Annotated in this window: 19 protein-coding genes; 13 read left to right on the top strand and 6 right to left on the bottom strand. The window is 70.0% G+C overall.

What is annotated here, in order from left to right:
- Positions 1-96 precede the first annotated feature (96 nt).
- The 4 genes from B0I29_RS11000 (at position 97) to B0I29_RS10985 (ending at position 5,461) form a co-directional block, all read left to right on the top strand.
- Positions 97-2,451 carry an ROK family protein gene (locus tag B0I29_RS11000; protein ID WP_181557763.1) on the top strand — a complete coding sequence of 785 codons (2,355 nt, stop codon included), beginning with the start codon at positions 97-99 and terminating at the stop codon, positions 2,449-2,451.
- 216 nt (positions 2,452-2,667) lie between these two features.
- A complete protein-coding gene (locus B0I29_RS10995; protein WP_111648825.1) occupies positions 2,668-3,696 on the top strand; it encodes a 6-phosphofructokinase in 1,029 nt (342 codons plus the stop codon).
- A gap of 60 nt (positions 3,697-3,756) precedes the next feature.
- Positions 3,757-4,563, top strand: coding sequence for a pyrroline-5-carboxylate reductase (proC, locus tag B0I29_RS10990; RefSeq protein WP_111648824.1), 807 nt, complete (start codon positions 3,757-3,759; stop codon positions 4,561-4,563).
- 133 nt (positions 4,564-4,696) lie between these two features.
- A complete protein-coding gene (locus B0I29_RS10985; protein WP_111648823.1) occupies positions 4,697-5,461 on the top strand; it encodes a GNAT family N-acetyltransferase in 765 nt (254 codons plus the stop codon).
- On the opposite strand, the gene B0I29_RS10980 is transcribed toward B0I29_RS10985, so the two are convergent.
- Complete coding sequence (locus B0I29_RS10980; RefSeq protein ID WP_111648822.1) at positions 5,424-6,398, bottom strand: FAD-dependent oxidoreductase; 975 nt, start codon at positions 6,396-6,398, stop codon at positions 5,424-5,426. The genes B0I29_RS10985 and B0I29_RS10980 overlap by 38 nt on opposite strands.
- Positions 6,399-6,550: 152 nt before the next feature.
- On the opposite strand from B0I29_RS10980, the gene B0I29_RS10975 reads away from it, so the two are divergent.
- Positions 6,551-7,501, top strand: a complete 951-nt coding sequence (locus B0I29_RS10975; protein ID WP_111648821.1) for an SCO2521 family protein — start codon at positions 6,551-6,553, stop codon at positions 7,499-7,501.
- A gap of 50 nt (positions 7,502-7,551) precedes the next feature.
- Positions 7,552-8,454, top strand: a complete 903-nt coding sequence (locus B0I29_RS10970) for a DUF6879 family protein (RefSeq protein ID WP_245972437.1) — start codon at positions 7,552-7,554, stop codon at positions 8,452-8,454.
- Here B0I29_RS10970 and B0I29_RS10965 read toward each other — a convergent pair whose 3' ends face one another.
- The 4 genes from B0I29_RS10965 to B0I29_RS10950 form a co-directional block, all read right to left on the bottom strand.
- Complete coding sequence (locus tag B0I29_RS10965) at positions 8,455-9,435, bottom strand: SCO2522 family protein (RefSeq protein WP_111648819.1); 981 nt, start codon at positions 9,433-9,435, stop codon at positions 8,455-8,457. It lies immediately after the preceding gene.
- The gene (locus B0I29_RS10960) at positions 9,432-10,334 is read right to left on the bottom strand and encodes an SCO2523 family variant P-loop protein (RefSeq protein WP_111648818.1); all 903 of its coding nucleotides are present in this window, start codon (positions 10,332-10,334) and stop codon (positions 9,432-9,434) included. The genes B0I29_RS10965 and B0I29_RS10960 overlap by 4 nt, the downstream gene beginning before the upstream one ends.
- Positions 10,335-10,336: 2 nt before the next feature.
- A complete protein-coding gene (locus tag B0I29_RS10955; protein ID WP_111648817.1) occupies positions 10,337-12,190 on the bottom strand; it encodes an SCO2524 family protein in 1,854 nt (617 codons plus the stop codon).
- Between the two features lie 144 nt (positions 12,191-12,334).
- A complete protein-coding gene (locus tag B0I29_RS10950) occupies positions 12,335-13,012 on the bottom strand; it encodes a DUF429 domain-containing protein (RefSeq protein ID WP_111648816.1) in 678 nt (225 codons plus the stop codon).
- Between the two features lie 240 nt (positions 13,013-13,252).
- Between B0I29_RS10950 and B0I29_RS10945 the strand changes: the two genes are divergently transcribed.
- The 7 genes from B0I29_RS10945 to B0I29_RS10915 all read left to right on the top strand — a co-directional run bounded on the left by B0I29_RS10945 (position 13,253) and on the right by B0I29_RS10915 (position 22,281).
- A complete protein-coding gene (locus tag B0I29_RS10945; RefSeq protein WP_111648815.1) occupies positions 13,253-14,746 on the top strand; it encodes a glycosyl hydrolase family 18 protein in 1,494 nt (497 codons plus the stop codon).
- Positions 14,747-14,813: 67 nt separating this feature from the next.
- Positions 14,814-16,220, top strand: coding sequence for a class II 3-deoxy-7-phosphoheptulonate synthase (locus tag B0I29_RS10940; RefSeq protein ID WP_111648814.1), 1,407 nt, complete (start codon positions 14,814-14,816; stop codon positions 16,218-16,220).
- Positions 16,213-17,232: a threonine aldolase family protein gene (locus B0I29_RS10935; protein ID WP_111648813.1), complete on the top strand. Its 1,020-nt coding sequence runs from the start codon at positions 16,213-16,215 to the stop codon at positions 17,230-17,232. The genes B0I29_RS10940 and B0I29_RS10935 overlap by 8 nt, the downstream gene beginning before the upstream one ends.
- 57 nt (positions 17,233-17,289) lie before the next feature.
- Entirely contained in the window at positions 17,290-18,798 is a 1,509-nt protein-coding gene (locus B0I29_RS10930) for an IPT/TIG domain-containing protein (protein ID WP_111648812.1), read from the top strand.
- Between the two features lie 10 nt (positions 18,799-18,808).
- Positions 18,809-19,783, top strand: coding sequence for an IPT/TIG domain-containing protein (locus B0I29_RS10925; protein ID WP_111648811.1), 975 nt, complete (start codon positions 18,809-18,811; stop codon positions 19,781-19,783).
- 60 nt (positions 19,784-19,843) lie between these two features.
- A complete protein-coding gene (locus tag B0I29_RS10920) occupies positions 19,844-21,376 on the top strand; it encodes an IPT/TIG domain-containing protein (protein WP_111648810.1) in 1,533 nt (510 codons plus the stop codon).
- The gene (locus B0I29_RS10915; protein WP_111648809.1) at positions 21,376-22,281 is read left to right on the top strand and encodes an IPT/TIG domain-containing protein; all 906 of its coding nucleotides are present in this window, start codon (positions 21,376-21,378) and stop codon (positions 22,279-22,281) included. The genes B0I29_RS10920 and B0I29_RS10915 overlap by 1 nt, the downstream gene beginning before the upstream one ends.
- Here B0I29_RS10915 and B0I29_RS10910 read toward each other — a convergent pair.
- A complete protein-coding gene (locus B0I29_RS10910) occupies positions 22,278-22,967 on the bottom strand; it encodes a CTP synthase C-terminal region-related (seleno)protein (protein ID WP_111649149.1) in 690 nt (229 codons plus the stop codon). The genes B0I29_RS10915 and B0I29_RS10910 overlap by 4 nt on opposite strands.
- Positions 22,968-22,972: the final 5 nt, after the last annotated feature.

Raw genomic sequence — 22,972 nt, 5'->3', positions numbered from 1 at the left:
GGCGTTATGCCGCTTTTGTAGCCCAGTGGGTGTGACGCCGATCCCACCCTGGGCCGGATTATGTCCAGACTCGGCAAAAGGCCTAGGTTCGAACCCGTGACAGGGCGCCGGGTCCACCTGGTCCGCCGCGACCTGATTTTCGCGGCGGTCCGTGAGGCCGGCCGGATCAGTCGCGCCGATCTCGTGCGCCGCACCGGCATGGCCCGGATGACCGTCAACGGCCTCGTCGCCGAACTCCTCACCGCCGGTGTCCTCGCCGAGGAAGCCGCTGCCCACTCCGGCACGCGAGCCGGTCGCCCCGCGCGGTCCCTCACCCTCGGACCCGCCGCCGGCGGCGTCGTGGGCGCTCTCATCGGAGCGGATGGGGTACGCGTAGCCGAGGCTGATCTGGCCGGGAACGTCCTGCGTGAACGGCACCACGACATCGACACCTCCGACCCTTCGACTGCCTTGGACGCCATTGCCGAGGTGATCACCGGAACCGGGCGGATCTGGTCGACGGTGGCCGGGTTCTCCGCACCGATCAGCGGCGGCGTCATCCAGAGCAGCAGCGTCCTGCCCGGTTGGGCCGGTACCTCACCCGCCGCTGAGCTGGGTCGCCGTCTCGGCCACCGTGTGATCGTCCGAAACGACGCCGATCTGAGCCTCCTCGGCGAGGTCGGGTACGGCGTGGCCGCCGGTCACCAGGACGTCTGTTATCTGCGGGTCGCCACCGGCATCGGCTGTGGCCTGCTCCTCGGTGGCACGGTGCACCACGGCGCCACCGGGGTGGCCGGGGAGATCGGGCACGTCCAGGTCGACGAGACCGGGGCGCTCTGCCAGTGCGGCAACCGGGGATGTCTGGAGACCATCGCGTCGCCGCGGCAGATCCTGGCCGCGCTGTCGGCCGGTTACGGGTCCCCGGTGACCGCGTCGCAGGCCGTCGAACTCGCCCGGACCGACGCCACCGCTGAACGGATCCTCGCCGACGCCGGACGCATGATCGGCCGGGTGGTCGCGGCGCTCGCCAACGGCATCAACCCGTCGCTTGTCGTCCTCGACGGGCCGCTGATCACGCCGGACGGGCCGATTCTGGCGGGCGTCACCGAGTCACTGCATCGGTACGCGCAGCCGGAAGTAGTGGAGAGCACCGCGGTCCGGGTCAGTGCGCTGGGTGGGCGGGCCGCGTTGCTGGGAGCGGTGGGTGCGGCATTGCGGGTCACGCCGGCGGCACGCGGGGAGAGGGCGTTCCTGCCGATGCCGGCGGCCTCCGAGGCCGGCCCCGCGGTTCCTTCTCCCGGACGCCGGGAGCGGCTCGTCCGGCGCGACATGATCCTTGACGCGTTGCGCGGGCAGGGGCCGACCGCGCGCAGCGACCTCGTGAAGATCACCCGGTTGCCCCGGGCCGCCGTCGTGGAACTCCTCGCCGAACTCCGGCACGAGGGCCTTGTCGAACTCTGTGCTCCGGTGGAAACCCGGGCAGGCCGGCCGTCGCCGCATTTCCGGCTCACTGTCGGCTCCGGCCGGTTGATCGGCATCGCGCTGGCCTTACCCGGAATCCGTGCCGTGGTCGCGGACGGCGCCGGTCGGATCGAAGAGACCATGACGGTGCCGTTCCCGATGTCCAACGACTCGCACCCGATGCTGCGGGCGGCCGGCGATCTCGCCCGTGAGCTGCTCGACCGCCACGGACCGGAAGCGCGGATCGCGGTGAGTGTGCCGGCGCCCGTACACCCGCGGACCGGACGCTTCGGCGTCCGCAGCGTCCTCCCGATGTTCTCCGGCTTCGCACCCGCCGAAGAGATCGCCGCAGCCGTCGGCCGTCCGGTCCGGGTCGAGAACAACGCCCAGCTCGCGGCTCTGGCGGAGATGCGCCGCGGCGCCGCCCGGGGCGCGCAGGACGTGCTCTATCTGAAAGCCGACCAGCACACCGGCGCCGGCATCGTGGTGGGCGGGCGCATGCACCGGGGCGCGATCGGATATGCCGGGGAGGTCGGCCATCTGAACGTGCGGGAGATCGGTCCGTTCTGCATCTGCGGTAGTCGGGGATGCCTGTCCGCGTTCCTTTCGCCGGCGTATTTCGGCGCTTTGATCGAGCCCCGCCCTGCCGCTCACTCGCCCGGTGCGCCCGGATCGCCGGTCCCGCCCGGCTCGCCGGTCTCCAAAGCGTCGACGGAGGGCGAGGACCGGCTGCTTACCCTGGCGGCTCAGGGGCATCGTCCTGCTCAGCGGGCATTGCTCGACGCGGGGCGGCTGATCGGGCGTACCGTCGCGCCGCTCTGCGACGTCCTCAACCCGGCGGTGGTCGTGGTGGGCGGCCGTTTCGTGGAGGCGGGCGCCTTCGTGGTCGAGGGGATCCGCGAGGCGCTGCTCCGCCACAGCGCACCGAGCGCCGCCGCCGGCCTGACCGTCGTCCGAGCCGAGCTGGGCTTCGACGCCGAGGCTCTGGGAGCTGTCGAGCTCCTCCTCTGACCCGTCCTGTCGTACCCGGCGGTAACCGGAAAGACCCCGGAGGCGGGGGAGAACGAAACAGTCAGGCTTTAGCGGGGCGCGTTCGACCGGTGTGAGGAGGGCGACTACAGTTCGGGTGCGGCCCGCCCCGGGCCCGGCAATGTTGCCGACGAGTTCGTCCCTGGGGCCATTACGGGCTATCCGCATCTCGCTCGACCCGATCCAGGGGGAAGAAAAATGCGTATCGGCGTGCTGACCGGCGGCGGCGACTGCCCCGGCCTCAACGCGGTCATCCGGGCCGTCGTCCGCAAGGGCGTCACCGCTTACGGCCACGAGTTCGTCGGATTCCGCGACGGCTGGAAGGGCCCGCTCGAGGGGCTGACCAAGCCGCTGGGTATCGCTGAGGTCCGCGGCATCCTGCCGCGTGGCGGCACGATTCTCGGCTCCTCGCGGACCAACCCGTTCAAGATCGAGGGTGGCGTCGAGCGGATCAAGGCCAACCTGGCCGAGCAGGGCGTGGACGCGCTCGTCGCGATCGGCGGCGAGGACACCCTCGGTGTCGCCACGAAGCTGCACGACCTGGGCGTCAACGTGGTCGGCGTGCCGAAGACGATCGACAACGACCTCAACGGCACCGACTACACGTTCGGTTTCGACACCGCGGTCAACATCGCGATGGAGGCCATCGACCGGCTGCACACCACCGCCGAGTCGCACCACCGCACCCTGGTCGTCGAGGTCATGGGCCGGCACGCCGGCTGGATCGCGCTGCACGCCGGCCTCGCCGGTGGCGCCAACGTCATCCTGCTGCCGGAGCGCAAGTTCGACGTCGAGCAGGTCGCGACGTACGTGACCAAGCGCTTCCAGGTCGAGTACGCGCCGATCGTCGTGGTCGCCGAGGGCGCGCAGCCGCTCGACGGTCAGATGGTCCTGCACAACCAGGAGCTGGACAGCTTCGGCCACGTCCGCCTCGGCGGCATCGGCCAGTGGCTCGCCGAGCAGATCGAGGAGAAGACCGGCAAGGAGGCCCGCACGGTCGTCCTCGGTCACATCCAGCGCGGTGGCACCCCGACCGCGTTCGACCGGGTGCTCTCCACCCGGTTCGGCCTGCAGGCGATCGACGCCGTCAACGAGGGCGACTTCGGCAAGATGGTGGCGCTGCGCGGCACCGACATCGTCCGGATCCCGCTCATCGAGGGCACCGGCGAGCTGAAGACCGTTCCGCTGGAGCGGTACCAAGAGGCTGAGGTCTTCTTCGGTAACTGAGCCTGTTAGAAAAGGGGCCGGGGCTTTCCCGGCCCCTTTTCTCATGCCCGGAGGCAAAACGTGCAGACCGTCGCAGTCCTCGGTACCGGCAAGATGGGCGAGCTCGTCCTTTCCGGCCTGCTGCGTTCCGGCTGGCCGGCGGATCGGTTGCTGGCCACGGCGCGGCGTGCCGAGCGCGCGTCGGATTTGTCGGAGAAATACGGCGTCGCGGTGGTCGGCAACGCTGAAGCTGCCGACAAAGCGGATATCTTGGCCGTCGCGGTCAAGCCGCAGGACGCCGGCACGCTTTTCGACGAGATCGGCGGGCGGGTCGGCGCCGGGAAGCTTGTGGTGTCGCTCTGCGCGGGGCTGACCACCGGCTTCTTCGCGGCCCGGCTGCCCGAGGGCACCCCGGTCGTGCGGGTCATGACGAACACGCCGGCGCTGGTGGACGAGGCGATGACGGCGATCTCGGCCGGCCCGCACGCCACCGCCGAGCACCTGGACATCGCCGAGCAGATGTTCAAGCCGCTCGGCGCGACGATCCGGGTGCCGGAGTCGCAGCAGGACGCGGTGACGGCGCTGTCCGGTTCCGGTCCGGCGTACTTCTACCTGCTCGTCGAGTCGATGATCGAGGCGGGCGTTCTGCTGGGCCTGCCACGGCGGACCGCGCACGAGCTGATCGTGCAGACCGCGGTCGGGTCCGCGGTGATGCTGCGCGACTCGGGGGACCACCCGGTGAAGCTGCGCGAGGCGGTGACGTCCCCGGCCGGGACGACGATCGCGGCGATCCGCGAGCTGGAAAACCATGGGGTACGCGCGGCGATGCTCACGGCGCTGGAGGCGGCTCGGGACCGCGCCAGGCAGATCGCGGGAGAAATGAAGTAGTTCGTAACCCTTTCGAGCAGGGCGAGTTACGTTGGGGGAAAGCACTCAACCCGTTCGTGCTCTCGCAATATCGATCGGCATGCGCCAAACTAGCGCGGCCGGTGCCAGCTCTCATCGACTGTGGTGATCACTCATGACTCCCGTGCAGCCCGTGCGTTTCCAGAAACTCGAGCGGATCGAGGATCTCGAACGGGTGGTCAGCCTGCTGTGCGAGGTCTGGGAGGCGGAGTCCCCGGTCGATCTGATCAACGCATCCAACCTGAAACTGATGGTGGAGGCGGACGGATACATCGTCGGCATGTTCACCGACCAGGACGAGATGATCGGTGCGGCCGTCGCCATCCGCGGCAAGGACGCCCTCCACTCGCACTTCGTCGGCGTGCGCCCCGGTCATCAGGGGCGCGGCCTGGGTTACCTGCTGAAACAGGACGAGGCCGAGTGGGCCAAGGACGAGGGTTTCCGGGTGATCCGGTGGACCTACGACCCGCTGGTCCGCCGTAACGCGTACTTCAACCTCGCCAAGCTGAGCAGCAAGGTGCTCAGCTACAAGAGGAACTACTACGGCGAGCTGAACGACGGTCTCAACGACAACGACGAGACCGACCGGCTGATGATCGAGTGGGAGTTCACCGACGGCGAGCCGATGCGGCTGACCGCCCCGATGGAGGCCGACTCGTGGGACTTCACCGAGCGGCCCGCGGCCCTGCTCGATCTGGGTGACGGCGTTCATCAGCTGGTGCCGACCCCGGCCGACATCGAGAAGCTGCGGCTCCACGAACCCGAGCGGGCGCAAGCTTGGCGGTCCGGCGTCCGCGCCGGTTTCGCCAAGGCAGAGACCGAGGGGTACGAAGTAACGGGCTTCACCCCCGACGGATGGTATGTGTTGCGGCGTCCGTGAGCTCTAGGACCTCGCCGGCGCACCCCCAGGACAGGGTGACCCCGCCGCCGCCGTGCCCGTAGTTGTGGATGACGTGTGGATGACGCTCGTCCGGTCCGATGCGCACCTTGTCGCGGACCGGTCGCAGGCCCACCCGGTGCTCCAGCAGCCGGGCGCCGGCCAGGGCCGGCTCGGCCTGGGTGCAGCGTTCCAGGATCGCTTCGCGGACGGCCATGTCGGGCCGGGTCGACCACACGCCGGAGCGGCGGCTGCCACCCAGCATCACCTTGTCGCCCTGCGGTAACACGTACGTCGTGAGGCCGTCCTCGTCGTCCTCGTCGTGCTCCACGAAGAACGTGTCGACGCCCGGGTTGCCGACCACCAGCAGGTCACCGCGGACCGGTCCGATCGTGTCGCCGGGCACCAGTGCGCGGGCGCCGAGGCCGGTGCAGTTCACCACCACCGGGCCGAGCCGGGGCAGCTCCGTCCGGGTGATCGGCGCGGTGAGCGCGATCTCGCCGCCGCCGTCGCGAAGCCGCGCCGTCAGGTACGCCAGGTAGCTGGTCATGTCGATCAGCGGCACCCGGAATCGCCAGCCGTCCGTATAAGGCACCGGGAGTGTCCCCGGCTCGCACCGGCGCACGTCCTCGGCGCCGGGACCGGGTCTCGGGGTGACCAGCCCGTTGCGGCTCGCCTCGACGCCACTGGTCATCCGGACCCCGGTGGCCGGGTCGCCGGCCAGGTCACGGAAAACGGCGAGGGATTCGAGCGCCCACGCCTCGGCTCGGTCGTGCGCCACCAGGTGCGGCCCCCAGATCGCGCCGGCCGCACATGAGGTGCGCCCGGGGAGTTGCGCACTGCGGACGAGCACTCGATGACCGGCCTCGGTGAGGCGCACCGCGCAGGTCAGGCCGGAGACTCCGGCGCCGACAACGACCACGTCCGTCCCGTGGATCATCTGTACATTTTATCCGAACCAGGCCATGTGATCGATGGTGATGAACATGAGATGAATGCGGAAGGTGACAATACGGGGACGTTGCGCTATCGGGGTCGGTGCGGTCCAATCGACTCTTGGAACGAGTCTCCAGACGGGAGCAACACGGGGCGATGCTGGTTCTCGGTGAGGTGCTCACGTCCCTGCTGCCTTCTTCCGCGGCGCTGCCGGCCGACGCCTGCGAGCGATTGCTGGCGCTGACCACCGGCGCGCAGGTCCGCAGATCCGACCGCCCGATGTCGTACGTGGTGTCGCCGGAGCGACTGACCGGGGTGGACTGCCAGGTGCCGACCGGCCCGCACGGCACCGCGCGGGCGATCGGCACGGTCACCACCCGGGCGGTGCTGACCGGCGGGCACGTCCTGCAGGCGTCGGCGCGGACCGTGGCGGTGCGCAGCTCGCACAACCGGCGGCTGCCATGGTCCTATTATCTGGCCCGGCCGAGCACCGTCGAGGTGGTCGGGAAATACAAGGAGCGGGCCCTGGCCGACGCGTTCCTGGACGCGGTGCCGGCCCCGCCGATGCTGAACCTCGCGTCGATCGCCGGGCACACCGCCGACCGGGTCCGGGCCAGCTCGCTCGTCGACTCGCGGGTGCCGTTCCGGAGCCGGCAGACCACGCTGCGCTGGGCCGCGCAGCTGTCCTCGGACGAGGACGCGTTCACGTTCACCGTGGAGCGCGCCGACCACCGGACCGTGCGGCTGGAGACGCACGCCACCGAGCTGGGCGACGTGGTGGCGCTCTGCGAGGACCTGGCCCTGCACGACTGGCTGCTGACCACGCTGACCGGCATCGTGACCCGGGCCTCCCTGGCCACGCCGAAACCGTCGGTGGCGGCGGACCGGATCCGGCCGGCCGTCGACCATCTGCTGCACCTGTGGATGCCCGGTGCCCGCCTGGAGGTGCGGACCCGGCGGTTCTGGGAGCAGATGGAGCAGCGCGCCGGGTTCGGGGTGCAGTGGGCCGCCTCGGTGCAGCGCATCCGCGACCACCTGGCCCTGAGCACGCTGCGCGAGCTGAGCACCTTGCGCGAGCTCGGTCAGCTGGCCGGGCCGGCGTCGTGAGCGGGCTGTCCATGCAGGCAGGGAGCTCGGGCCGCCGCCTGTCGGAGGTGATGCGCAAGGTTCTGGTCGCGCTGATCACCGGCGGTATCGCGTACGCCCTGACCAACCTCGCGCAGAAGGACCCGCTGCTGTCCGTCACGCTCTCCGTGCTGGTCGGCGGGTCGGCGCTGGTGGTGCAGTTCCTGGTGGAGTTCGAGGGCCGGCTGCGCGAGGTGCAGATCGGCCAGGTGGATCAGGCGATCCAGATAAAAGAATGCGTCGACGAGCGGTTCCGGGCGATCAGCGAGGCGACCGAGCTCTTCGGCCTGATCGAGGAGTCCGCGGTGCAGACCGAGCTGCTGAGCCAGCTGGTCCGGCACTCCACCAAGATCGGTACGGAATCACCGGCGCTCGCCCACCGGCTGGCCCAGCGCGAGCTGGCCCGGATGTCGGAGTTCCTCAAGGAGCTCGGTGACGGCGCCGAGGCGATCTACGACGGCGAGGACCGGGACTGGCTGCTCAGCCTCACCCACTCGGCCGGGCGGGGCATCGACGCGACCAGCCTGACCACGGTGGACGGCGGCGGGATGTGGGCCACCGACCTCGGCCAGCGGTACCTGGACTCGCAACGTGACGCGGTGCAGCGCGGGGTGAAGATCCGCCGGATATTCATCCAGGACCGGCCCGAGCCGGGCGGGCAGACCGCGCTCGACAAGATTTACCGCCAGCACGCGGACATCGGCGTCGAGGTACGCGTCCTCGACCTCTCCACCGCCACCGACCTGCGCCGCACCTCGCTCTTCGACTTCGTGCTGTTCGACGGCGTGATCAGTTACGAGGTGACGACCGGTACCTGGCTTGACGAGAACAACCCGCCGATCGTGGTCAACACCCGGCTGGTGCTGCGTCCCAGCCGGGTCGAGGAGCGCGGCGACCGGTTCCGCGAGCTGTGGGACGTGGCGACACCCCGATAGTCACAGCACCTGGGTCGTGTCGCCGTCGAAGACGTACGAGATCCGCTGCACCAGATCGTGGGGGAGCGCGAAGCTCTCACCCGCGGCGCGCTTGCTGATCTGGAGACGTACCTCCTCGTCGACGTTCACCTGGCTGAGCACCACGCCGACCGCCGCCTCGATGTTCTGGAAGCGCCGGGCCAGCATGGACAACGTCCGGTACGCGCTGAACGGCTGAGCATGCGGATTGAGCCGCAGGATCGCCGGCATCTCCGCCCAGCTGGACGGCAACCGATCGCCGACCGGCTGCGGCGGGGCCACCGGGCGTCCTTCGTACCGAAGCATGCCGAGCCGCAGCAGCTGCCAGACCGACGCGAGGTAGGGGCAGGACCACTGCCGGCCGCCGGGTTCCTCGGAGAAGATCTCGACGGCCAGGAAGATCGAGTGGCGGTTCTTGGCGTTCTCCGTCGGTGGCTGCCAGCCCAGGCGGCGGCTCATCGCGGGCTGCGTGGACGAGCCGGGCGGCCGGTCGCCGTTGGTGAGCCAGCCGCTGTCCTGCGGTGGCGGCCACACGCCGTCGGTGCCGGGCTGCGGATCGGCGACCAGCCGGTCCAGCACCAGTTCGGCCGGGCGGACATCACCGGCGTCGGCGCAGCCGGCCTCGCGGGCCACGTAATCGATGGTCAGCCCGTTGTCGCCGGCCGCCTCGACGAGCTGGGCGATCACCTCGTCCGGGCTGCTGAACGTGGTGAAGTAGTCGTCCACCAGGAAACACGTGCTGATCCGCGGGCTCTTTCCCGGCCCGAGAACCCCGGCGATGCGGTCGTGCGCGGCGGCGACCCAGGGCCGCACCTCGCGGAAGTGCCGCCGCAGCTGCTCGATGCCGCCGGCGTAATCCTCCATGTAGAGGTGGCCCAGCTCGATCGAGACGTGTGCCAGCGGAAGCTGCTCGACCCGTGGCTGCGCCGACCGCTCCTGGAACGTGGTTTCCGGGCCGGTCACCGGACCTCCCAGGCCTTGTCGTCGAGGAGCAGCTCGGACAGCCGCTTGAACGCGTCGGCGGTCCGCTCGTTGGCGATGCCGATGTTGTTCACGTCGTGGGCGGTGATCAGCTGCTCGCGCCACTGGAGAACCGGATCGAGCGGCACGGTGTGCAGCAGCCAGAGCGGCCCGGCACCCTCGGCCTGCGCGATGGCCTGCAGTTTGCCGTCCCACTCGGTGATCCACACGGCCTGCTGGGAGGTGAGGCCGGGCCGGGACGGGTCGACAAGCGCGGTCCGCACGAACCGCAGCGACGACAGCAGTTCTTCCCGATCGAAGCCCAGGTCCTCGCCGGCCTCCAGGATCCCGTGATCGCCGTGCACCAGGGCGGCGGCCGCGATGACGTGCTGTTTCGTCCACCGGTGGTAGACCAGCCAGCGGGTCTTCACGCCGTTCAGCTGTTTCGCCGCGGCCAGTGCCATCTGCAGTGCGTACGACCGGCCGGCGCTCAGGTCGACGAAGCAGATGTCGAACTCGACGATCAGCCGCTTGATCAGGGTCGCGCAGCGGCGGACCTGCTCGGGGCTGCTGGGGAACTCGCCGACGCCGATGTCGCCGGGCATCAGGATCAGCCGGCCCGCGTCGTACGCCCGGTCCTTGACGCTGTCCCGCTCGGTCTCGGCGAAGACGTCGATGCGGTGCGGCTCGGCCACGTTGCCCAGAAGGTACGAATGGAGGCCGCCTCCCCGCACGCCGAGACGCCCCGAGTCGACGTCGAAGACCGAACCCGCGGTCGGCGACCCGAAGTCGAAGTCCAGGTAGCAGACGTCGTTGCCGGCGAGCGCGCTCTGGTACGCGACGTTGCTCGTCGTCACCGAACGACCGGTTCCCCCCTTGTCGGAGGTGGCGAAGACCAGCATGGTCACGACTCGCCGTCGAGATCGCTGCGGGCGGCGGCGAACCGGTCCAGGGTGAGCAGCACGTCGATGGCGAGGGCCGACGCGGTGCCGGGCCGTTCGTCACGGATGGCCCGGCCGCGCTTGAGCTTGGCGGCCAGTGCCAGCAGGTCCATCTGCATGGCGTGCCCGCCGTTCGGTGAGCCCTGTAGCAGCTCCTGGTCGTAGATGTGCTCGGCCTCGCTCAGCAGGTCACCGGCGAAACCGGCGAGCTCGTCGCTGCGCAGTGGTGGCTCGGTGATCACCTGGGCCGCGGTGATCAGACAGTCGACGACACGTTTCGTGTGGTACCAGGAGGGCGCGTCGAAGATGTTGTCGTACTCCTCGAACACCAGGCCCGGCTGGTCCCAGAGCCCGCGGCGGCGGTCGTCGAGCAGGCGCCGGGAGTCCAGGTGGCTCCAGATCTCGTCGGCCAGCGCGAGCATCCGGCCGCGCAGCTGCGGGTCGCCGAGCAGCCCGGCCAGGCTGATGGTCCGTTTCAGCAGCAGCGGTGCGAAGTCGGACATCATCCAGGTCAGCTGCGGCCCGCCCTGGTCGTCGCTGCCGCCCAGGTTGATCGGGAAGCCGGGCGCATGCAGCAGATAGGACTGGTCGCCGGCGAAGACCCGGCGGTTGATCCGGGATCGGTTCGCCAGCTCTTCGAGCACCTTGCCGACCCGGTCCAGGTCGGCGTCGCCGGCACGCTTGCGGACCAGGTCCTGGACGACGATCGAGGAGACGTGCAGGGAGAAGTATTCGGACTCTTTCTCCGTGGTGCGCTGCCAGGGGATGTCCTCCAGCGGCCAGCGGCCGCCGCCGCTCGGCACCGCGATCTTCGACCAGTACGACTGGGTCAGGTCCCAGCGCAGCTGAAGTCCCTGTGCGAGGCGCAGCTGTTCCTCGTTGAGCAGGCCCAGCTGCCGGGTCCGGGTCGAGAAGAGCGCCTCGATGGCGTCCAGCGCCACCGTGGTGAAGTAGATGTAGGGCGCCGGCTCGGCCAGGCCGGGCAGCTGGTCGCCGACCTCCTGGCTGGTGATGATGGCCGGTGCGTCACGGACCACTCCCCAGCTCCAGCCGCACTCGAAGAGCCGGTCCGGGTGGTCCAGCTCGTCGGCCACGCCGGCGCCGGAACCCATCGTCACGTCGCGCAGGCTGGCCCGGATCTCCCGCAGCGTCTCCTGGATCATCGGGACGATCCGCCGGGTGGAGAGGTTGCGCTGGTTGACAGTGCGGCACAGGGCGCGGCCGTCGCGGGAGTCCACGTCGAAGATGTTGACCGTGAAGCTGCGCAGCAGGCCCACCATCGCGGCGGAGAGCCGTTTGCTCGCCATCGCTTCGAGGCGGTCGATCTCGGACCGTGAGCTGCGGCGTTTCAGGCTCTTGCGGAACTGCCGGGCGAAACCGATGGTCGCCAGCGACAGGGAGAGCGAGATGGCGAACGAGTCGACCACCGGCTGGGCGAGCTGCTGCGGGTTCAGCGACGCGATGTCCTCGCCGGGCAGCCCGCGGAAGTAGCTCTCGGCCGCGAAGATCGGCGTGCCGTTCTTGTCGGTGTACGTCGTCAGGTACGCCTCGACGGCTTCCAGCAGGGTGAGCGGGATGTCCATCACGCCACCGAGCGGTTTCATGGCGGCCTGGACGTCGTCGGCGACACGCTCCGGTGAGTCGAGCGCGAACTGCTCGATCCCGGTGGCCGGGCCGAGGACACAGAGCAGCTGTTCCGCATCGCTGATGGAGTTACGGCCGTCGCGGCCGCCCCACTGCCACTCGCCGTCGCGATAGGAGTGCTCGACCACCGCTTGCCAGATCTCCAGAAGCTGCTGCCGGGGCTGAACCCTCATAGCGGAGTCACCTACCGCTCGCGGAGTAGGGGCCTGGTGAGACGCCAGTTTACAAAGTAGACGCTCGCCGGTGATCCGCCTGTACGACGGAAGCGCGGATCGTAACCGAAAGGCTACAATCCGCGCTCCACGGCCGAAAGTGGATCAATACCAGATGGCGATCCGCGAGCCGTTGTCCTCCTCGGGCGGGCTCGGGTGGCTCAGCCCGGTGCCGGTCGCGACCCGGTGCGCGGTCCAGGCGACCGCGGCGGCGTCCAGGATGTCGTCCGGCGGCGCCTGCCCCGCCGGGCCGAGCTGGTCCGGGAGGACGATCCCGTTACGGGCCAGGAGCTCCCGGCGCCGGGCCTGACCGCTCCAGGTCTTTTTAGCGTACGGAAGAGGCTCTCCCGCCATGGTCCGGAAGGACAGCTCGGGGTGGGCCTCGAAGAGCAGGCTCGGGTGTTTCTCCCAGATGGCGTTCGCCTCCAGGAGCTTGGGCCGCAGCGCCCAGGACTGGCGGCTCAGGCCGGCGCCGGTCAGCTCGCGGCAGAGCCGGTTCGCCGAGGTGAAGTCCTGCTCCATCCAGACCGGACGGGGTGGCACCCGGAAGACGCTGCTGCGGCGTGGTCCGAGCTGGTCGGCGGCGAGGGTGTCGGCGGATCGCCATCGGTCGGGAAGCATGCCTAGGGGGATGTCGACGCCGATCACCGCGGCGCCGGAGCTGCCCGCGACGATCTCGTAGAGAGTGGACGCCAGCACCGCGCGCCCGAAGGCGCCGTCCCGGAGCTCGACGCCGACCCAGCCGAGCGCGTACGCGTCGACCCCGATCACGTGGATGCTCATCGGCGGGGATAGTCCAAATCGGTCGCGCAGTGGGTGGGGGCGCCAATGCTGACGTCGAAGATGGTCATGATCTAAGACTACGCGCAGTGCCCGTATGAACGCACGCCGTCATCGCCAGCTTCCCGATGTTAAACAGACCTTAAAGGTCCCCACCTTGCTTGACTGTTGTTAATCGATGTGACTACGGTCTCTGCATCCCTCTCTTTGGAAAGTTTCCTAACTGTTTGAGGAGACATCCCCGTGCAGAAAACCGCCCGCCGGGCGATCTTCGCCGGCGCGGTCGTGCTCGCGGCAAGTGTCGCGGTCCCGGTCGTGTCCGCGTCAGCCGCCGCAGCATGCGCCACCCCCTGGAGCTCCACCGCCGTTTATGTGAAGGACAACGTCGCCTCGCAGAGCGGCCATAACTACACCGCCAAGTGGTGGACCCAGAACGAGTCCCCGGCGACCAACAGCACCCAGTGGGCCGTCTGGATCGACAACGGCGTCTGCGACGGCGGCACCACGCCGACCACGCCGCCGACGACGACTCCGACCACGACCCCCACCACGCCGCCCACCACCACGCCGACGACGCCGCCCACGACGCCGCCGACGACCAGCCCGACCACGAACCCGCCGACCGGCAGCAAGTGGGTCGTCGGCTACTTCGCCGAGTGGGGCGTTTACGGCCGCGGTTACCACGTGAAGAACATCGACACGTCGGGTTCCGCCTCGAAGCTGACCCACATCCTGTACGCGTTCGGCAACACCACGGGCGGCAAGTGCTCGATCGGTGACTCGTACGCGGACTACGAGAAGGCGTACACCGCCGCGGAGAGCGTGGACGGCGTCGCGGACACCTGGGACCAGCCGCTGCGTGGCTCGTTCAACCAGCTCCGCAAGCTGAAGGCGAAGTACCCGCACCTCAAGGTCATCTACTCGATGGGTGGCTGGACCTGGTCCGGTGGCTTCTCCGACGCGGCCAAGAACCCGGCTGCGTTCGCCGAGTCCTGCTACAACATGGTCGAGGACTCGCGCTGGGCCGACGTGTTCGACGGCATCGACGTCGACTGGGAGTACCCGAACGCCTGTGGTCTCACCTGTGACACCAGTGGCCCGGCCGCGTACGCCAACGTCATCTCGGCGCTGCGCACCAAGTTCGGCTCCAGCAACCTGATCACCTCGGCGATCTCCGCCGACGGCAGCAACGGCGGCAAGCTCGACGTCGCCGACTACGCCTCCGGCATCGCGAAGCTCGACAAGGTCTTTCCGATGACGTACGACTACTTCGGCGCGTTCAACGCCGCGGGCCCGACCGCCCCGCACTCGCCGCTGACCTCGTACACCGGTATCCCGCAGGCCGGCTTCAACTCCGACGCCGCGATCCAGAAGCTGAAGAGCAAGGGCGTTCCGGCGGCCAAGATCCTGCTCGGCATCGGCTTCTACGGCCGCGGCTGGACCGGGGTCACCCAGGCGGCGCCGGGCGGCTCGGCCACGGGCGCTGCCACCGGCACCTACGAGGCGGGTATCGAGGACTACAAGGTCCTCAAGACCAAGTGCCCGGCCACCGGAACCGTCGGCGGCACGGCATACGCCTTCTGCGGCAACAACTGGTGGAGCTACGACACCCCGTCGACCATCGCCGGCAAGATGACCTACGCGAAGAACCAGGGTCTCGGCGGCGCGTTCTTCTGGGAGCTCTCCGGTGACACCACCAACGGTGAGCTGATCACCGCGATCAAGGGCAACCTGTAATAGCTAGGTAGTGAGACAGAGGGGCACCGGGCGCAAGCTCGGTGCCCCTCTTCCGTACGCTTTGCCTATGCGCCGTGAGTGGCACCAGCTCAGTCATCCGGGGGTGGGCAACCCGGCACTGCAGACGTCCCGCCCCTCCACCGACTCCGCGGAGGACGAGGCCCTCGGCCTCGACCGCTGGCGCAGCCTGCCGCGTCTGCAGATGCCGCCGTGGCAGGACATGGACGAGGTCGCCGAGGTCTGCAAGGTCCTCGACAACGTCCCGTCCATCGTCGCGCCGTACGAGGTGGACCAGCTCCGGGTCAAGCTCGCCGAAGTCTGCGAGGGCCGGGCGTTCCTGCTGCAGGGCGGCGACTGCGCCGAGACCTTCGCCGACAACACCGAGAGCCACCTGCTCGCCAACGCGCGCACGCTGCTCCAGATGGCGGTCGTGCTGACGTACGGCGCGTCGATGCCGGTGGTGAAGGTGGCCCGGGTCGCCGGGCAGTACACCAAGCCGCGGTCGTCGCTGACCGACTCGCTGGGCCTCCCGGCGTACCGGGGCGACCTGATCAACTCGCTGGACGCGAACGAGGCGGCCCGCGTCGCCGACCCGCAGCGCATGATCAGGGCGTACGCGAACTCGGCGGCCGCCATGAACATGCTGCGGGCGTACCTCGCCGGTGGCCTGGCCGACCTGAACGGCCTGCACGACTGGAACAAGGACTTCGTCCGTGCCTCGCCGGCCGGTGAGCGTTACGAGGCGATCGCCCGCGAGATCGACCGCGCCCTCGACTTCATCCGCGCCTGCGGCATGACCGACGCCGAGGCGCTGCGCACGGTCAGCCTGTACTGCTCGCACGAGGCGCTCGCCCTGGAGTACGACCGGGCGCTCACCCGGGTCTCGGACAACAAGGCGTACGGGCTCTCCGGCCACTTCCTGTGGATCGGTGAGCGGACCCGGCAGCTCGACCACGCGCACATCGACTTCATCAGCCGGATCGCCAACCCGATCGGTGTGAAGCTCGGCCCCGGCACCAGCCCGGAGACCGCGATCGAGCTCTGCGAGAAGCTGAACCCGGAGAACATCCCGGGCCGGCTCACGCTGATCAGCCGGATGGGCAACGGCAAGGTCCGCGACGCCCTTCCCCCGATCGTGGAGAAGGTGACAGCGACCGGCGCCAAGGTCGTCTGGCAGTGCGACCCGATGCACGGCAACACCCACGAGTCCTCGAACGGGTACAAGACCCGCCACTTCGACCGGGTCGTCGACGAGGTGCTCGGTTACTTCGAGGTGCACCGCGGCCTCGGCACCCACCCGGGCGGCATTCACATCGAGCTGACCGGCGAGGACGTCACCGAGTGCCTCGGCGGCGCACAGGGCATCGAGGACCTCGACCTGCCCGGCCGGTACGAGACCGCCTGCGACCCGCGGCTGAACACCCAGCAGAGCCTGGAGCTGGCGTTCCTGGTCGCGGAGATGCTCCGTGGCTGACCTGCGTTCGGACACCGTCACCCGGCCCACCGCGGGCATGCGGGAGGCGATGGCGACCGCGGCCGTCGGCGACGACGTCTTCGGCGACGACCCGACGGTCAACGCGCTGGAACTGCACGTCGCGGCCCTCTTCGGGCACGAGGCGGCACTGTTCGCCCCGTCCGGGACGATGGCCAACCAGATCGCGCTCCAGCTCGTCGTCGCGCCCGGCGGCGAGCTGCTGGCCGGGGCCGACGCGCACGTCGTGACGTACGAACTGGGCGCGGCCGCCATGCTCGGCGGCATCTCCACCCGCACCTGGAGCCCGGACAGCGCCGCGCTGGACCCCGAGCGGATCGCCGGGATGATCCGCCCGGCCGGATATCCGTCGGTGCCGACCTCGGCGATCGCCGTCGAGCAGACCCACAACCTCGGTGGCGGCGGCGTCGTCCCGCTCTCGGTGCTGCAGGACCTGCGCGCGGCCGCCGACGCCCACGGCATCGCCCTGCACTGCGACGGGGCCCGGATCTGGCACGCGCACGTCGCCGACGGTGTGCCGCTCGCCGAGTACGGCGCGCTCTTCGACACCCTCTCGGTCTGCCTCTCCAAGGGCCTCGGCGCGCCGATCGGCTCGCTCGTGGTCGGCAGCCGGGAGAAGATCGCCCGCGCCCGGATCCTCCGCAAGCGGATGGGCGGCGGCATGCGCCAGGTCGGCGTCCTCGCGGCCGCCGGCCGGTACGCGCTCGACCACCACGTGCAGCGGCTCGCCGAGGATCACGAGCGGGCACACCAGATCGCCGAGGCACTCGCCGAGTTCGGCGTCGTGGAGCCGGACCGGGTGCGTACGAACCTCGTACCCCTGGATCTGTCGAAATCGGCGCTGGACGCGCCGACGCTGGCTGCGGAGGCAGCCAAGCAGGGCGTCCTGATCGCGGCGATGCTGCCGCGCACGGCGCGGCTGGTCACCCACCTCGACGTCGACGACGCCGCGGTGGATCACGCGATTGACGTGCTCAGCTCGCTGCTGGCCTGATCAGGCTGCTCGCCGGATTAGGCAAAATTCGGGGCCTCGGCGGCCGATAGGGTCCTCGTGGGTAACAGAACTCGGGCCCGCAGGGCCACCGCTATCGTCGCCGCCGCGGTCACCGGATTTTCGGTGGTCGTGGTGCATCCCGGCGCGGTCCTCGCGGCCGCGGGCGCCCCGGCGTCCTCACCGGCCCGGGCCGGCGTCCTCGCCCTCCCAACGGTCACGAGTTTCACGCCGACCAGCGGCGCACAGGCCGGCGGCACCGCCGTCACCGTGCGCGGGACGAACTTCCTCACGCTGGATCGCACGAACCCGGACGCGGTCACGTTCGGCGATGTCGCGGCGACCAAGTTCGTGATCAGGTCGGACAAGGAGCTGACCGCGGTCAGCCCGCCCGGCACGGCCGGCCCGGTGACCGTGAAGGTGACCGGCTCGGACGGCTCCGGCGAGTCGACCGGCAAGTTCACCTACCAGCAGGGGTTCGGCGTCGAGATCGCGGACGTCCAGGCCAGCGCGGCCGGCGGCGCCAAGATCATCGGTACGGTCAGCGGCGGCACCATCGGCGCCACCGCCGCGGCGTTCCGGGGCATGCGGATCAGCGCCGCCGTCGGCGAGGAGAGCGCCACTGTCGCCTGGGTGGACGCCACGCACGTGCGGATCACCGTCCCGCCGACCGGCACTGCGGCCTCCGCCACGGTGACTCTGATCCAGGCCGGTGTGGCCGGTCCGCCCTCCACCGGCACTGTCGACTACTACCCGGTGATCACCCGGGTGTCGCCGACCCGGGTGAGCACCGCGGGCGGCGCCACCGTGCAGATCGTGGGGGAGGGCTTCCTCGGCGTGGACGAGACCGACGAGTCCGCGGTGACCATCGGCGACGCACCGGCGACCTCGTTCACCATCGTCTCGGCCACCCAGATCAACGCCGTGATCCCGGAGGCGGAGGCCGGTACCGTCCCGGTGCAGGTCGCCACCGCCACCGGTGCGTCGCGCGCCTCCGACGCCGCCAAGCTCATCTATCGGGGCCCGCTCACCTTCGACAACGCCGGCGGCACCCAGTTCCTGCGGGCGAACGGCGGTCAGCACACCCTCGCGGTCACCGGCGGCACGGTCGGTGACAGCTCGAAGGCGTTCACCGCTGAGAAGATCAGCGTGAAGTGGGGCACCACGAAGCTGCAGACCGCCTGGGTCGACTCGACCCACCTACGGGTGAACCTGCCGTCGATGACCACCGACACCCTGACCCTGACCATCCTGCAGGACGTGACGGCCGGGCCCTCGGCCACGCTCCCGGTCGCGCCGGTGATCACCAACATGTCGGTGACCAGCGACGCCCTCGCCGGCGGCAAATCCGTGAAGATCTCGGTGGCCGGTACCGACTCGGCCACCGACTTCACGTTCGGCGCGAACCCGGCCACCTGCAAGCCGGCACCTCGGACCACCACCGCGTTCGTCTGCACCGTCCCGGCGGCCACCGCTGCCGGTCCGGTGGCGGTCGGCTTCAAGACGGGTGGCGGCACATCGAGCCGCTACACCGCGGCGTCGGCATTCAGCTATTCAGAACTCGACTGAGAGGGTCACCGTGCACGTCATCCTTCGTGGCGCGGCCGCAGTGGCGGCAGGCGCTCTCGTCCTCACCGGTGCGGCGTCCAGCGCGGCTTTCGGTGCCGCCGGCGGCGTGGCTTCTGGTTCCGCCGGCGGCGTGGCCTTTGGTTCCGCCATCACCACCGGCGCGGCTCAGCAGGTCGGCCGGCCGACGATTTCCGGCATCAGCCCGTCGCGGGTCAGCACCGCGGGCGGCACCTCCGTGACGCTCGTCGGCAAGGACTTCACCGATGTCTCCGGGGTCAGCTTCGGCGACGCACCGGCGTCCTCGTACACCGTCGTCTCCAGCACCAAGATCACCGCAGTGGCGCCGGAGGGGCTCAGCGGTGCCGTACCGGTGGTCGTCGCCGCTGCGGAAGGGGACAGCCTGGTCACGAAGATCAGCGTTGTCACGTACCGCGCACCACTCGGCATCGACACCTCCGGCGACCCGGTGGCCAAGGCCGCCGGCGGCCCGCTCGTGCTCACGGTGACCGGCGGGACGATGGGCGCGACCCCTCAGGAGTTCGCCAAGGAAGCCATCTCGGTGCTGGTCAACAAGGTCAAGGTCACGGCGTCGTACGTCGACGCGACCCATCTGAAGATCACCGTGCCGGCCACCCCGGCCGACACGGCGCAGGTCGCTGTCGTGCACGACTCAATCGTCGGCGACACGGCCACGATCACCCTGGCCCCGGTCATCACCAGCCTCAGCGTGCGATACAGCACCCTCGCGGGCGGGGTGAAGACCGTCGTGAAGGTGGCCGGCGCCAGCATCGGCGACTCGACCGACTTCATGTTCGGCGAGAACCCGGCCGACTGCACCAAGGAGGGCAGCGTCGCGAGTCCCTCGTTCATCTGCTGGGTGCCGGCCGCCGAGGAGGCCGGTCCGGTGGCGGTGAGCTTCACCTCGGGCACCGACGTGGACAGCGTCTACACGGCGGCCGCGCTGTTCTCGTACACCGATAACTGACCCGTTGTCTGCCGGCCGGGCCTCAAGTGCCCGGCCGGACCGCCGATAAGTGCCCTCGCTATGAGAAACCGATCTCGTGCCCGCCGGGCCTCCGCCATCGCCACCGCCGTGACCACCGTCGCCGGGTTCGGGCTGCTCATCGCCCAGCCCGCCTACTCCGCAGGACAGACCCGGCCGCGTGCCGGGGCCGCCAGCGACCCGACACCGTCACCGACGCTGACCAAGCCGGCTCTCACCCGCGCGGTGATCACCGGGGTCTCCCCGGCCACCGGTCCGATCGAGGGCGGCACACCTGTCGTCCTGACCGGCCAGAACTTCCGGACGGTCGACGCCACCTATCCCGGCTCGGTCACGTTCGGCGGTGTGCCGGCATCGATGTTCGTGGTCACCTCGGACACCCGGATCGTGGCGATGGTGCCGCCGGGAACGGCCGGGAACGTCGCCGTCAACGTGGTCAACATCCTCGGGACCAACACCGGCGCCGCGACCTTCGGGTACCGCACCACCCTGGCCGCCGAGATCGACGACACCACGGCCGCCGCCACCGGTGGCTCCCGGGTCCTCGCCACGGTCGCCACGGGCAGCGCCGGCAGCACGGCGGCCGCCTTCGCCGCCCTGAAGGTCACCGCGAAGGTGGGTGACCTCTCCACCGAGGCCGCCTGGAAGGACGCCGAGCACGTCTGGATCACCGTTCCGAAGTCCGCTCGGACCGGGGCGGTCCCGATCCGGCTCGTGCAGAACGGGTACGCCGGACCGGCCTCCACCGGGACCGTCACCTACCTCCCGGAGATCAGCCGGAATTCGCCGGCCATCATCGGCACGGCCGGCGGCTCCGAGGTGACGATCACCGGTGCCGGTTTCCTCAGCGTGGATCCGTCCGACGCGGACGCGGTCATGTTCGGCGATGTTCCCGCGACCTTCTTCGAGGTGGTCTCGGCCACCCAGATCGTCGCGGGGGCGCCGCCCGGTGCGGCCGGCCCGGCCCGCGTCAAGATCACCACAGCGGCCGGCGTCAGCCCGGACAGCGACGCCGCGAAGGTCGGTTACCGGGGCGAGCTCAGCGTCGTCGCCACCGATCAGTTCGTCCGGGCCGGCGGCGGCTCGCACGTCCTGACGATCGCCGGCGGCACGCTCGGTGCCAGCGCCGCCGAGTTCGCCGCCGAGCAGATCAAGGTACGCGTCACCGGCGTCAAGAACCCGCTCACGCCCGTCTGGGTCGACGCGACCCGGCTGCGGGTGGACCTGCCGTCACGGATGTCCGGAACGATGGATCTGCGCATCGTGCGAGGTTCCCTCGACGGTCCGGCCGCCACGCTGAACGTGGTCCCGGTGATCACCGCGATGTCGGTGACCAGCGACGCGCTCGCCGGCGGCAAGACCGTCAAGATCACGGTGGCCGGCGCGGGGGTGGCGACCGGCTTCACGTTCGGCAGCGCCGCCGCCACCTGCACCGCCTCCGGCGCCACGAACTTCCTGTGCACGGTGCCGTCAGCGGCCCAGGCCGGCCCGGTGGTGGTCAGCTTCACCGCCGGCAGCGGCACGGCCAGCCGGTTCACCCCGGCCGCGATGTTCAGCTACACCGACCTCGACTGATGGGTGACACCGTGAACAACCTGCTCCGCGGCGCCGCCGCGGTAACCGCGACCATGGCACTGCTGGCCGTCACCGGTGTTTCCGCATCGGCCGCGGTCGCCGCCCCCGCCGTCTCCACGGTGACCCCCAACAAGATCAGTACGGTCGGCGGCGCCACCGTGACGATCACCGGCACGAACTTCACCGGCGTCGACTCGGTCAGCTTCGGCAACACCGACGCGACCTCGTTCAGCATCGTCTCGGCCACCAAGATCACCGCCGTGGCGCCGGTCGGCACGAACGGCCTCACCCCGATCAGCGTCGCGTCCGGCTCTGCCGAGAGCGCCGCGTCACCCCGGAGCCGGATCACCTACCGGAGCCCGCTCGGCGTCTCCGGGAACCTGACCGCCAAGGCCAGCGGCGGCCCGCTCGTGCTCACCGTCACCGGCGGGACGCTCGGCGCGACCGCCAAGGAGTTCAGCGCCGAACTCGTCTCGGTGCTGCTCGACAACAAGACCAAGCTTTCCGCCACCTGGGTCGACGCGAGCCGCCTCAAGATCAACGTACCGACCACCGCCGCCGAGTCCGCGCAGCTCACCGTCGTGCACGACACGATCACCGGTGCCCCGGCCACGGTCACCCTGGCGCCGGTGGTGACCAACCTGACGGTCAAGTCCAGCCCGCTTGCCGGCGGCATCACCACCATGGTCAAGGTGTCCGGCGCGAACCCGAGCGGGGCCACCGGCTTCACGTTCGGCGGCGAGGACGCCGACTGCGTCCGGCAGGGCAGCACCACGAACCCGCAGTTCTTCTGTGTGGTCCCGCCGGCCGCCGAGCCCGGCCCGGTGGTGGTCGCCTTCACCTCCGCCGCCGGCACCCCGAGCCGTTTCACTCCGGCCGCGGCGTTCGCGTACACCCAGAACTAGGGGGTCTTGAGAGCGACGGCCCGGGCGAAACCGCGGATCAGCGGGTGCGGGTCGTCGCCGGCCAGCTCCGGCTGGAAGAGCGTCACGAGGAAGAACGGGTGGCCGGGAAGCTCGGCCACCCGTACCTCGCCGTCGTCGTCGTGCCCGGTGAAACGCATGCCGTGCGCGCGCAGCAGGTCCAGGCTGCCGGCCGCGAGACCGTAGGCGCAGTGGTACCGCTCGACGGTCCGGGACGCGCCGATCAGCCGCTCCACCAGCGATCCGGGCGCCAGATCGACGGCCGCCTCATGCCCGGCGAGCGAGCAGGACAGCTCCACGATCAGATCCTCGCCGGCGGGCCCCTCGTTCTCCGCGTGCCGCGCGTCGCTCAGGCCGCAGACCCCGCGCGCGAACTCGAGCATGGCGTGCTGGAAGCCGGCGCAGGTGCCGAGGAACGGAATCCCGGCGCTGCGTGCGGTCCAGGCCGCGGCGATGCCGCCGGCTTCATTTCGGTACGGGCTACCGGGCGTCAACCAGATGCCATCGAAACCGTTCAGTGCGTCAGGTTCCGCGGCCGCCGTGGTCGGCACCCAGTACACGTCCAGATCCAGCTGTTCGAGCTCCCGGACCGCGTCGAGCGCCTGCGGGATCCGGGTGTGCGCGCGTACGGCCGGTGAACGGTCTCCGACCAGGGCGATCGTCTTCATGTGGA

The organism is Actinoplanes lutulentus, from assembly GCF_003259845.1.
In the GTDB taxonomy this organism is placed as follows: Bacteria; Actinomycetota; Actinomycetes; order Mycobacteriales; family Micromonosporaceae; genus Actinoplanes; species Actinoplanes lutulentus.
This window is presented reverse-complemented; position numbering and strand designations above follow the sequence as displayed.